The 13,579-nt window shown below is 38.7% G+C and carries 10 protein-coding genes; 3 read left to right on the top strand and 7 right to left on the bottom strand.

The window, feature by feature from the left end:
• Positions 1-61: 61 nt before the first annotated feature.
• A complete protein-coding gene (locus ABOO_RS01580; protein WP_012997099.1) occupies positions 62-6,283 on the top strand; it encodes a carboxypeptidase regulatory-like domain-containing protein in 6,222 nt (2,073 codons plus the stop codon).
• Positions 6,280-7,053, top strand: coding sequence for a CARDB domain-containing protein (locus ABOO_RS01585; protein ID WP_008084531.1), 774 nt, complete (start codon positions 6,280-6,282; stop codon positions 7,051-7,053). Before ABOO_RS01580 ends, ABOO_RS01585 begins: the two co-directional genes overlap by 4 nt.
• 1 nt (position 7,054) lies before the next feature.
• Here ABOO_RS01585 and ABOO_RS01590 read toward each other — a convergent pair whose 3' ends face one another.
• Both ABOO_RS01590 and ABOO_RS01595 read right to left on the bottom strand, forming a co-directional pair.
• Complete coding sequence (locus tag ABOO_RS01590; protein WP_012997100.1) at positions 7,055-7,384, bottom strand: hypothetical protein; 330 nt, start codon at positions 7,382-7,384, stop codon at positions 7,055-7,057.
• Positions 7,368-8,090 carry a hypothetical protein gene (locus tag ABOO_RS01595; protein ID WP_236614162.1) on the bottom strand — a complete coding sequence of 241 codons (723 nt, stop codon included), beginning with the start codon at positions 8,088-8,090 and terminating at the stop codon, positions 7,368-7,370. Before ABOO_RS01595 ends, ABOO_RS01590 begins: the two co-directional genes overlap by 17 nt.
• A 74-nt stretch (positions 8,091-8,164) precedes the next feature.
• Between ABOO_RS01595 and ABOO_RS01600 the strand changes: the two genes are divergently transcribed.
• Entirely contained in the window at positions 8,165-9,703 is a 1,539-nt protein-coding gene (locus ABOO_RS01600; RefSeq protein WP_008084324.1) for a site-2 protease family protein, read from the top strand.
• Here the strand turns inward: ABOO_RS01600 and ABOO_RS07875 are convergent.
• Genes ABOO_RS07875 through ABOO_RS01620 form a run of 5 tightly spaced genes read right to left on the bottom strand, consistent with a single transcriptional unit; the run spans position 9,659 to position 13,530 of the window.
• A complete protein-coding gene (locus ABOO_RS07875; RefSeq protein ID WP_012997102.1) occupies positions 9,659-9,940 on the bottom strand; it encodes a hypothetical protein in 282 nt (93 codons plus the stop codon). The genes ABOO_RS01600 and ABOO_RS07875 overlap by 45 nt on opposite strands.
• Before the next feature lie 21 nt (positions 9,941-9,961).
• Positions 9,962-10,669, bottom strand: coding sequence for a metallophosphoesterase (locus tag ABOO_RS01605; protein WP_012997103.1), 708 nt, complete (start codon positions 10,667-10,669; stop codon positions 9,962-9,964).
• Between the two features lie 22 nt (positions 10,670-10,691).
• Positions 10,692-11,504 carry an alpha/beta hydrolase gene (locus ABOO_RS01610; protein ID WP_008084441.1) on the bottom strand — a complete coding sequence of 271 codons (813 nt, stop codon included), beginning with the start codon at positions 11,502-11,504 and terminating at the stop codon, positions 10,692-10,694.
• 29 nt (positions 11,505-11,533) lie between these two features.
• Entirely contained in the window at positions 11,534-12,139 is a 606-nt protein-coding gene (locus ABOO_RS01615) for an acetate--CoA ligase family protein (protein WP_008084351.1), read from the bottom strand.
• Positions 12,136-13,530 (bottom strand): acetate--CoA ligase family protein, encoded by a 1,395-nt coding sequence (locus tag ABOO_RS01620; RefSeq protein ID WP_008084425.1) that lies wholly within the window; start codon positions 13,528-13,530, stop codon positions 12,136-12,138. The genes ABOO_RS01615 and ABOO_RS01620 overlap by 4 nt, the downstream gene beginning before the upstream one ends.
• Positions 13,531-13,579 lie beyond the last annotated feature (49 nt).

The raw sequence follows: 13,579 nt of genomic DNA on the forward strand, positions 1-13,579 counted from the left end.
CGAAGAATTACAATAACTTTTTTATAGGAAATGCAATATCGCTACCCACACGGTGAGTAGCATGCTACGGAACAAATTTAAATTTGATATAAACAGAACAACAGTGCTTGTCGTTGTAGCTTTGGCATCTATTATGGCCTTGGGATTTTTTATAAGGGTGTACTGGGCCATAGGACCATCTATTCAGTACGGCTATTCTGTATCTGGCGGGTCTGATTCATACTATCATGAAAGAATCCTTAATTATATTCTCACATCTAAGCATCAATTATTAAATGACCCTATGCTCAATTACCCTATGGGTTTAGATAACCCTAGGCCTCCCCTATTCCATTGGGCAATAATACTGGCCAGTATGATATTCTACCCGTTCCTAAACGCATACGATTCAGCAGTTCTTATGCTAATCCTATTTCCAGCAATATGGGGAACACTGACATTAATACCTGTATATCTGCTGGGTAAGGAAGCTTTCAACAGGAAAGTTGGATTGGTGGCTGCATTCTTCCTAGCCATAATGCCTGCAAACATAATGAGAAGTGTCGCCACTCAGGCAGACTGGGATGCCTTTGATCTATTTTTCATAACTTGGATGTTCTATTTCTTCCTGATCGCTTTAAAAACAACAAAATCAAAGAACTGGATTAAAAACTGGTTCAATAAAGATGACCTCAAGCATGGGGTTTCAGTATTTATTAGAGAGAATAAAAAACCCATTGTCTATAGCGCCCTAGCAGGTGCTTCATTAGGCGCCCTTGCCCTAGCTTGGAAAGGATACACATATGCCCTCTCAATCTTAGCAATATATCTGGTTATCCAAGTTATAATAAACAGATTAAGAAACAGGTCCAATTTCCATATTTTAGTATTCACCGCCATATATACAATAGTTGGATTTCTAATGGCATTCCCCTGGTACTTTGTAACTCATAGGCTTGGTAGTTGGTATGAGATACCACTCATCGTAATACTTATTCCTCTATTCACAGCCCTATACTTTGAAATGACCTCAAAGTACCCGTGGCCCTTCGTATTCCTTGCAGGAGGCATAGGTTTTGGAGTATTTGCCGTTATCCTAAATGTGTTCTTCCCAGATGTATGGGGCAAGCTTGTGAGCGGACAGGGCTATTTTGTGCATAGTAAACTATATTCAACCATTGCAGAGGCGCAGCCAGCAACTATGGGAGTCCTAAGCATGTCCTTCGGCATAGGCATATTCCTTCTATCCATCACCGGAGTTTTCTATCTCATCTACCTACTCAAAAAGAGGTTAAGCGAGCATTACATATTCTTCGTTATTTACACCAGCATAGCCATATTCATGGCAATTTCTGCAGCGAGGTTTATGTTTAATGCATCACCTCCTGTGGCGCTCACTGCAGCAGTATCTTTAATCTGGCTCATAGATCTGGTTGATATCAAAAAATCCATGGAAGAATTCAAGAAATATCGGGGCTCATGGAGAAAGGCATTGAAGAGAAATATAAAAATTTCTCAAATTACTGTAATACTCGTAATAGCATTTCTTGTGATATTTCCTACCGTTTGGTACGCTGTTGATGCTGGAATACCTTATGAAACCAAAGATAAATTCGACAAGCAAATATACAACAGCATGCCCTCGTTTATGAGACCCAATGAGACAACTTACAACAAATCGTCCCCATGGTATTTGGGAGCATTTGGCTATTCTATTCCAAAGCCAGAATATCCATGGCAACGGGCTTGGAAATGGTTAAGTGAGCAAGATAATTCTACGCCACCAAAGGACCGTCCTGCATTTCTTTCTTGGTGGGACTATGGATTCCAAGCTGTAGCACAGGGCAAGCATCCCACAGTGGCAGATAACTTCCAAGATGCTTACAGATTCGCCGCCCAGGTTATAACGGCTCAAAATGAAAGTGAAGTGATCTCCCTATTCATCGCAAGATTTTTAGAGGCAGATTTCCACAAAAATGGAGGCACATTGAGCCAGCCCATTATGAATGCCCTCATAAAGTATGCTGGGCAAGATAAAGCAAATAAAATTATTGATATTTTAAATGACCCAGATAAATACAGGAGAATAATAATTGAGAATCCACAAATATATGGACTTTATTCAAACGACATAGACTCTAAAAACGCCCTTTATGTGGCAATAAAGGGCACATTAGCATATCTACCTCAAAATAAACTTATCTCAATGTATGATGCTATTAGAAACTCAACAGGATGGGATATAAGATACTTCGCCGTGGACTACCGTCTCTTCCCATTCTCCGGTATGAGAACAGGTATCTTCTATGCTCCTGCAAAGTTGGGTGATAGAAGAATATATCAGGCAGGAGGTACAGTGGTACCCTACGATTTCTACGACCTAAAAGCTGTGGATGCCAATGGAAATACTTATGATATAGATAAAGTACCTGCAAATGCCCAAATTGTGAGTTATAAAATAATTTACAAACCTATGTTTTACCATTCTCTGCTATATCGCACCTTCATAGGTTATTCTGGAGAGGATATTGGTAAGGGAAATGGAATACCTGGATTCTCGCCAGATCTTGGAAGCTACCAACCTATGCAAGCCTGGAACATGACACATTTCAAGTTGGTTTACAAAACAGCATACTGGAATCCGTATAAGGATTATAAAAATCACACCAAAGCATGGAAGCCCATACCAATAGAGCTGGCGTTGAAATATAAGAGAGAGGGAAAGGGTACTGTGGAATTGAACCCTCCTGCTTATCAAGTATTGCCCAACGATGTGGTAATTGTGAAATTCTACGAAGGTGCCGTAATACAGGGATATATAAGATTATCCACAGGAGAGCCTCTTAAGCATATAAGGGTGACTATTTTCGATGAATATGGTATACCCCATGCTACAACTTTCACCAACGATACAGGATATTTCAAACTTCTATCTGTAGCAGGGAACATAACCTTGGTGGCATCTACAGATGGACATTATGATAAGCTAAGGATGATTGATAAAACAATTCTATATCACACCTTGATTAATGTAAGCCAAGAGCAGGCAATGCGCTTAAAACCCAATTTTGTGATCACAAAGAATATTACAATAAAACCCGCAACCCTCGATGGCGTTGTTTACTACGATATGAACCATAATAATAAATTTGATAAGGGAGATATAAAGCTCAATAATGCAACATTTATTTTGGAGAACTCAACTTACGGTTACCATGTTTCTGTACCAATAAAGAACGGAGAATATCAGATTAAAGATATCCCACCACACGAATACAATGTGAATTTGATTATAAATGGTAAAATGTTTAAGGATGTTGAAAAAGTTACACTCAATACAGGTATGGCTTTAACAAAAGATATTGCTCTTAAGCCATCATTCATCAAGGGTTCTGTTACATATACAAATGGCACACCTGCAGCAAATGCAACAATTAAACTTACTGGCTTATATTCAAAATATACGGCTCATACAGACCAGAACGGTAGCTTCAAAGTGCTTGTTGTGCCAGACAATTATACATTGGTCGCAAGCAAGCAGGATTATTACTCAAAGAAATTTGATGCTGCTGTTAGTAACTGGAATATGACTGTGAATGAGAACATTACGCTTACAAAGGGATACACGCTCAGCGGCCATGTGGTTTACAATGGGGTGCCTATAGAAAGTGCAGTTGTGAAGGTAAAAAGTATAACTGAATACAATGTTTATATTGCTCAAACAGATAAAAATGGAGATTTCCGATTACACCTGCCGGGAGGGATATATACAATATACATACTCACCACTTATCAAAATTACAAGATCGCCTATGTTGGCGTATTGTCTTTAAATCAAGATACTTCAAAAGTCATGAGAATGGAAAGAGCATACGCACTATATGGTAAAATTACATCTAAAGAAAAAACCGTTGGAGATATTGAGATCTCGCCCTTCAAAGGTGAGACTTTCTCAATGTGGTTCGCAAATCAGACTGGTTATTTCTATATATATCTCCCAGAGGGAACATACTCTATAGGATTCTTAGGATTTAACAATAGCTATAAGCCATTGTTCAGCAGGGCAATCATACATCTTAACAAGGATACCGAAATAAATCCAATCTTGCAAATGGCAGAGACAATAAAAGGCTATGTATATGCGGGTAAAAATCAAACACTAAAGAATGGGGTAGTTATGCTGAAAGATGATAAGGGTTATTATGAAGTACGCAGCATACCCCCAGACGGAGAATTTACCCTGGGCTCAACAATAAATTATCAGTTGGACGCATTGGTATATGGATATCATATAACCAAAGTATACACCCAAGGAAACAAAAAGATTATAAAAGCATCTCCAAATGAGGTGGAAATTAGAGGAAATATCTATGTGAACAATGCAACAAATAGAGTGCCTTTGACAATTAAGTTTATATCTTCTAACAGAACATACACATTAACACATGTGATTGAGAGATATTCTATAAAAGTCTTGCCAGGAGATTACACAATCGAAATTGTAGGTAACAACATAGAATATGTCTATGGAAAAATAGTGGCAAAGGCAGAGGTTGGCGAGGCACTGTTACAAAAGGACCTTCACATAAAGGCGCTCGCCCATGTGAATATAGTTTCTCAGGCGGATGTGGTTTACTGGTATCAAAATGGAACATTGGTGAAAACTGGAAAGGTTGTGGATATTGCCCCTGGAACATACACATTGTATTTAAGAAATTATGAGAATGCAAGGATAGTAAGAGTAAGTATAACACAAAATACCACTATTGAGGTAAATCTTAAAAGTGCTCACTTTGTAAATATAAAGCAAGAGAACTTCACCTACATGCTCCCAGTTAAAATATCCTCCCCTGCGGGAAATATCACATGGAAGACCCCAACAATAGCATTGCCTGCTGGGCATTATACATTTACCATAAAGGTAAAGAAGATGGTCTGGGGTAAATATTATCTCTATTTCAGTCAAGTTGATGAATACATAAGCGGCACAACTACCATAGTGTTGCATGTAACTACAACTCAGATCCTATCCAAGGTATCTGGCATTGTAACAATTGATAACCGTGGAGCTGCAAATGCAATAATAAAATTCGTACCTTCAAATTCTGAGTTGCAAAATGTAACCGTTACCACAGATTCAGCTGGATATTATACAGCAAAACTAACTCCAGGAGATTATATGGTCTATTCATACTATGTGATGGGTGGTAAAAAGTACGCTTATATTGGAGAGATAAATGCTCAAAATTCCCAGAACCTCAATATTGAATTCCAAAAGGGCTACTTGCTCTACGGTGGAGTGTATCTAAACAACTCAAAGGTCTCAGTTATGGTAAATATAGAAACTCCTTACGGCACACTTAGTTATAAGGCAAATGGATACTATTATGCAATACTCCCTCAAAACAATTACACGGTAAGTGCCAGCACATACCGTATAGAGTATGGACAAAAAGTAGATTACAAATTCACAAAGAAAGTTAATCTCACGGCAGATACCTCTTTGGATGTTAGGCTTCAAAGACAGAATGTGCATATGATTACCGTTGATATATTGGGTTATGATAAGAATGTAGAGCCCTACAAGAATATGTGGATGTTAGTCAAACTTAAGAACACTGGAAACTCTCCTGAAAATGTTAAATTCGAGGTATTTGGACAGTGGAAGATAGTCAATCCACAGAGCTATAAAATGATACCTGGAGATGTTAAAGTCGTGAGTTTGGGTCTTAAAGTGCCTTTAATCAAAGCTGGAGATAACGAAGTGCATCTAAGGGTTAAATATACACAGTTCACAGACAAGTACTTCCATGTGAATGTGGCAAAGTACTATAATACCTCAGCAAATTATTCCCTCGTTTCTTGGAATGAAAATGCCCTCATATACAGAATAAAGGTTACGAACAATGGAAATACCTGGGTAAATTACACATTCTCTGTTCTCAATTCTAAGGAGCTGGAGACGAGGGGATGGGTCGTCAAAATCTATGGGAAGTTGGGCGAAACAAATCATCTTAATGTATCTTCTAACAGCGAGGGTTCTATAGAGGTAAGAATAGAAGCAACAAAGAGTAGACCAGGCACCTCTGTGCCGGTACAGATTGTGGTAAAGGGAATGGGCAAGAGCATCCTAGTAAACCTGCCTCTGAAAGAAACATACATTAAAACATCCTCAGTTTACATCCAAGCTCCAGGAATTACAAACTACACATCCTTTGAAATGCAATCTTCCTGGTATGTTCTTTGGGGCCTTACAATTGCAACCTTCGTGGCGTTCATAATATTCTGGAGGTGGAAGAAGTGAAGAAAATAATTAGTGTTCTTCTATTTACCCTCCTATTTGTTACATTCATACCCACGGGAGCACACGCATCCCAACTGAGTATACACATAGATGGGCCCACCGTACTGGGAACAAATCAAACTGCTCAATACAAAGTTTATGTGGAAGGATACTTCCACCTATTCAGATGCGGTATTATAATGAGTGGATATAATCTTACAGGAGCAAAACCCACCAATTTCTTTGTAACATCAAGTGATAATGGACATTTTGTATTCAATGTCACCGCACCCAATGTGCCTCAAACGATATATCTCTACTTTGAAGCCTATGGAATGAAAAACTCAACCACTATAGGAGCAAGAGCTTCAAGGGAGTTAAGCATACAAGTGAAAAAGGCAATGGATATAAAGGTCAAAATAAAAAATACGGAGGATTACGACCTTTACAATACCGTCTTATCTTTCTACCTAGATGGCAGGTATATTGGAAATACAACAGTAAATGTCATCAAAGCAAATTCAACCAAGGATGTTGTTTACAAGTGGATACCAAACGGACTATACGATGGAGAACATACTCTCACAGTTAAGATCTCTGGAAAAGGCGTTGTATTTGAAAATGACCAGCAGACATACCAATACAAATTCTACTATGGGACTCCACCATCATACGATTACATAACATATATGAGTTGGGGTCTGCTAATTATCGTATCCACCCTATTTGCCCTGTTTTTCCTGGGTAAAAAAGGAAAAAAGAGTGGCCCCGCACCAAAGTGGAAAAAATAATTCAACCCATTTTTCTAACAAATTTTATCCATCTCTTTTTATCTTCAATCTCATCGGTATGTCCATACTCTTTTAAGAATAGCACAATTCTCCTCAAAACTATCGCTTTCTCCACAATGTCTTCAGGCACATCCTCCATTCTCTTTATCTCATCCCTGAGAGAGTCATAAAGTGCTTCATACTTTAAAAGAGTTCGTTCTGATGGCTCTTCTATCTCCTTCTTGGGATAATACATTTCTCCAAACACCTCAATTTTTTCTGGAATATCTATAGAAAGAACATTTACCAAGTTGTCTATTTTCTTAAGAGCTTCCTCACTTTTCATTTTCATTCCTTACCTTGTTAATAGCTTCTTTTAGAGTTAGCTCTCCCAAAGCAACCTTCTTTGCAAGAATCCGAGATATTGTTATCTTGCCATTGCTCTCAATTCTGCTTTTTCTCTGAATATCTTTCAAATAACCCTCTTTTACCACAATATTCAGTTTTTCTCTAACTCTCTTACCCCTCGTAAACGCAATTACCTTAGCAGATTCCACATCCTTATTTGTTATTACCTCAGATGTATTCTTTTCATCAACTAACTCAATTGGATAATGCTCCACTAATGAATTTATTATCCTGTTTCTGTTGGTTATATCTCCATCACCTATCCTTATCAGAAAAATTTGAGGAGAGTAACCATAGTATATGCTGTCTATTAACCCTTTAACCTCTGATACTGATGATAACTGAATTTCTTCAACTACAACCCCATCCCCTATAACCGCAATGCCTGGCTTTGGACCAGGATCTATGCCTACCACAAGTTTCATAAATCTCTTTTTTCCATACAAATAGGACTTTAATCTACGAATGCACTCTTTTGCTTCATAACATAAAACACAATTTTCGCCATCAAAATAATCTGTGAGTACCACATCGTAATTCTTTACATATCTCTCTCCACCTATAACTTCAAATCTTCTGCCCATCTCTTTAAGCTCTTTTTCCACTAGATACTCCAATTTTAAATTCTTCATTATTATCCCAATTCTCACAAATTATTGTAAATGTTGCTAATATTTTAAACTAGCGGGTTGAGCTTTAAATATGTGTTTTCCATGCATCAATAATGAACGGCTGGCTCGTGGCACTGCTTTTGATTATAGTATGGATTGCTATCATCTACGCTCTTAAAAAACTCAAAAAGATAGGTGGAGCTATTTCTCTCTACGGGCCAGCACTTATGATAAAAACAAAAAGGGGATTAGGGTGGGTTAAAAAAATTGCAAAATCAAAATTCTGGCTCCATTACGGAACCTTTGGAGTTATCCTATCATTATTTATGATGCTTGCAGTATTTCTATTAGTTCTGTGGCAGGCATTTCTCGTTACCACAATTCCTTCCACAAAAGCACCCTCACCCCTCCAAGTTTTAGGAATACCTGGGATAAACCCCATCATACCTATATGGTATGGCATTCTAGGTCTCGTAGTAGCCATACTAATCCACGAATTTTCTCACGGGTTCTTAGTTGCTGCCCAAAAACTCAAACTTCTTTCCATAGGAGTACTTTTATTCATATTTCCAATAGGCGCCTTTGTGGAGCCGGATGAAGACGAGCTTATGAAGACCACGAAAAAGAAGAGAATGCGCGTTTTTGCGGCTGGCCCAACATCCAATATAATCCTTGCCATCGTTATATTTATAATTCTGGCTCTTATGATTGGCGGCATAACACCAAAGTACGATAACTATTATGTTGCCTCAAATTTCGAGGAAAATCCCAATTTCCACGCACTACCAGTGGGCACTGTAATCCTTGAAATCAATGGAACAAAGATAGACAATTACAACGATTTCATGAATGTATCAGCCCCCTTGCCCGGAAAGATGGTAAATATGAAAATTTATAATGGAAAGGTGGAAAACATAAGCGTTTACAGCGGAGTCATAGTTTCTTCCACCTTGAAAAATTACCCAGCATACGAGGCAGGCATTAGGCCCGGATGGATATTTTACAGCATAAATGGAACGGTAATAAGAAACGAGGAGCAATTTTTAGAGGTGATGAACAAAACAAGAAGCAATGTACCTGTCCACATAAGTATGTTTAAGCCACCAAATCATTGGCTAAATGTTACTGTTGTGCTAGCAGACAAATATGATTACTTTGAAAAGTACGCACCACAATTAAATAAAGAATACTACAAGGGAAAGGGATTCTTGGGCATAAATGCAGAGTATCTCGGAGTAGGGTTAGGAGACCCCTATTATCTCAAAGCTTTATTATCAAATCCATATGCCAACGCAAAGAGCCTTCAGGATTTTTTCAGGGCGAGTATGGCATACATTGCTCTTCCATTTTTAGGGCTGATGCCATTCCCACACACTTTACAGCATCTTTATTCTGTACCCTTTTCTGGATTTTGGATAGTTGTTAACTCCCTTTACTGGATATTCTGGCTCAATTTGATGTTGGGAATGACAAATCTGCTCCCCGCCGTGCCATTAGATGGGGGGTACATATTCAAGGATTTTATGACTTACATTGGAGAAAAATTAAGGCTCAAAAATCCAAAGAATTTTGGAAATTCAATAACCTTACTATTCAGCTTTTTAGTATTATTCCTCATTCTCTGGCAGTTCATTGGACCCAGAATACACTGAGCCAATGCTCATCTGCACACTTGTACCACTCTTTGGAAATAGTGCCCTATAACGAGAATCTTTCATGATTAAATCGTAGAATGTTATCACAGGCTTATTTATTTTCAATTCCTTTTTAAGTTGAGGGTCTGCAGAGGCAAAATTGAAGCATAGGCTACATGGCTTTGGGTCTGATGCAAGAAAATAACAAAGTCCATCACGATGGTATATGCACTTGCTAGCTACGGAGAATTTCATAAAACCCTATTGTATTTTTGCCTAAATAATTTTTGTATGATAGGCGCCCAAGGGTAATATTCCTTCCTTTTCGTCTATACCAAAAATTTTGAAATTGAACTTTTCTCTTCTTAAAATAGGAGATATGAACTCATTTCTGCTTATATCCGTGCCAGCTGCGTATAGGCTAACTGCAGGCAGAACTATGATTTGGGATGAATAGAGAAAACAGGGAATTTTAACCGTGGCATAAACTTCATCTCTAAGGGTAATTGAAGGATGCTCATGGGCCATTATTAAGAGCTTATCACTAGGAATCTCTACATCCTTGTGACCATGCGCAAAAATATACTTTCCAAGGGTATAGGCATTATGCATCTCGATACCTCTCCTTTTAAGTATTCCCTTCAAAAAATTATCGTGGTTGCCCCGAATAACAATTAATTCTGCTCTATCTACAAAAAAATCTATTATGGACTCTATCTCATTCCACTCTTGAGGCATATTTCGGGAGAATTCGTGCTTTAAATCACCATCTATAATCACCCTCTTGGGAGCATACTTATCGAAAATCTTGGTGAGCAAGTCAAAAATATAAGGATACTGCAACTTTGGAAGGAAAACCCCCTTTTGGGCCATAACATCCTCGTAGCCAAGATGAAAATCTGCCATCACTGCGGTCTCGTACTCTTCAAGATAGAGCATAAAATAGCGTGATAAAGTTATATCCCCCAAGTTTATCTCTTCCACAATCAAAAATACATTTCTCTATTTATCCCCTTTGCTTCTCTAAGAATTCAAGAATTTTAGCAAAAACATCGCCATGGTCCTCAATCATAATTGAATGTCCATAGCCCTTAGCAAGGTAAAATTCCTTCTCTCCTCCAAGTGCATCGTAAACTCTCTTCTCATTCTCAGGCTTGACAACCTTATCCTTTTCAGGAGAGATTACCAAGCATGGCTTATTCACCTTCCTTGCCTTTGAAATTGTATCAAGAGACATAAGGGGCTTGTATGAGCCCATCCAGAGCTTATTATCCAAATATCCCATCTCTCTCGCTTTTTTAGCATTTTCTGGATTTTCAAAAAGGGAATTATAATCAACCCTATATTTAATGTAAAAATCCTTGCCTGTAAGCTTTTCTTTTAACTTTCCAATTTGATAAATTAATGGGAGCATTATTCTCTCTCCCGCCTTCAATTCTTCCTTTATTGATGATGGAGGTGCTATCGCTACGCCCAAATCTCCAATTCCCTCTGCAAGTGCGTAAATCACGGTGGCTGCTCCCAAACTATGTCCCAAGAGAATTAAGGGCTTCTTTAGCATACCATTCTTTTTGAGATATTCTATCCACCTCTTTATATTCTCTATGTTTTTCTCCACACTTTCAAATCCTCTTTTTCCCCCGCTTCTCCCATGTCCCTCCAAATCAATTATCAAAACTGCATAACCCTCGTTGCTGAATTTTTCTGGATAATCGTAAAATTCTCCCATGGATGATAGGAGACCATGAACCATGATTATTGTGCCTTTAGAACCGGGGTAATATCTTCCATATAAGCCATCTACGATTATTTCTTGCATAAACGATTATCAATTTTCTCATTTTAAATTTATCGTATTATTTTAGCATCTAGCACCACGCAATCATTTTCTCTTGCAAGCACAGGGTTTAAGTCCATACCCTCCACATCAGCGTTCTCCTCAACAAATTTTGAAACTTTGAGAAGCAATTCAATTATAGCCTCCTTGCTTACCCTTACTCCCCTATACCCTTCCAGTATTTTTCTGCCCTTTATTTCATTAAGCATAAGCTCGGCATCCAAGCGGGATATTGGTATGACCCTGAAAGTCACATCTTTGAAAACCTCCGTAAATATGCCACCGAGACCAAACATTATGGCATGCCCGAAAGTGGGGTCTTTTGTTACGCCAACAATTACTTCCAAACCTCCAGAGAGCATCTCCTCAACTAAAACGGGTGAGGAGAATTTTTCCATCAAAATTTTTACTTTTTCCTTTAATTCCTCTTTATTCTTTATGTTCAAAATAACTCCCCCAACATCGCTCTTGTGCAGTATTTTCTCGCTTGCAACCTTCGCTACTACAGGGTAATTCAAATCCAAATTATATATCTCTCTCAAATCATTTATCAATGCTCCTTCTGGAACTTTTATTCCATAATCTTTCAGCAAGAGCTTTGCTTCATACTCATTCATTCCACTCCCTCCAGATATTCCAACAATTTTGCCCTATATCTCAACACCCTCAGAGCTTTTACACTTCTCTCAATACTTGGATACACGGGAACCTTGTTATCCTCAAACTTGCGCATCATTCTCAATGCGAACTCGCTTCCTATGGTGCCAACAACAATTGGCTTATCGCCTTCCCTATGCCATTTTGTAATTATATTTACCAGTTTTTCACTTATAAGAGGAGTCTGGAATAGTGCATAAACCAATATGGCATCAACATTAGGATCATCGTTTAATGCGGCGAGAACTCCATCGTAATCATCATCACTTGCCTGAGCAGTCATATCTACAGGATTCTCTACAGAGGCAAAAGGCACCACCTCATCCCTTATTCTCCTCTTTATTTCATCGCTCAATTCTGCCATCTTCATCCCTATCCCTCGCACCTCGCTCTCAATGTAATCCGTTGTAACAACTCCAACTCCCCCAGCAGATGTGACCACTGCTATCCTATCACCCTCTATTGGTTTTCCATATGCAAGGGCTCTAGCATAATCCACAAGCTCTATCTCATCATAGGCCCTTATAACCCCACATTGCTTGAAGGCCCCATCTGCCACGGCATCGCTTCCACCTAAAGCCCCCGTGTGCAAACTCGCCGCCTTTCCACCTCTCTTGGTTCTTCCTGCTTTGAGCACAACTATTGGCTTTTTCCTGCTCACATTCTTAGCTACTCGCATAAATTCTCTGCCATTGGCGAAGCTCTCAATATACATTATGATAACTTTGCTCTTTTCATCCTCTCCAAAATACTGGAGCAATTCATTTTCATTCACATCCACTCTATTGCCCAAATTTATGAACGAGGAGAATCCAACATCGTACATAGAGACAGAATCCATAGTGAGCAATCCCAATGCTCCACTCTGAGTTATGAAAGCAATATCTCCATCACCTGGAAATCTCGAGCGTTCAGGTACTACGAGAGCAGTGTTTACTCCCGTGCTGGGAATATAAATGCCAACGGTGTTTGGCCCTATAATCCTCGCATTGTACTTCTTTGCAATCTCCAAAATTTTTCTCTCTCTTTCTTTTCCCTCCTTTCCTGTCTCTCCAAATCCTCCTGCGATGGGGATTATGAACTTGGATTTTTTAGCAACATCCTCAAAGATCTTAACTGTAACTTCTGCAGGAAGGGTGATAACACTCAAATCAACTTCCTCGGGCACATCATTTATGGAAGGATACACCTTAAATCCGAGAATCTGGCCACCCTTTGGATTCACAGGATATATTCTTCCCCCGTAGCCATTATTTTTAAGGTTCTCAAGAACAACATAGCCTATCTTGTTGGGATGTGATGATGCACCCACGACAGCAATACTATCTGGCGAGATAAGCTTATCAAACATAAAAGGGAAATAAAATAAAAAGTTAAATAAATTGCCTGAGATGTCTTAG

The organism is Aciduliprofundum boonei T469, from assembly GCF_000025665.1.
In the GTDB taxonomy this organism is placed as follows: Archaea; Thermoplasmatota; Thermoplasmata; order Thermoplasmatales; family Aciduliprofundaceae; genus Aciduliprofundum; species Aciduliprofundum boonei.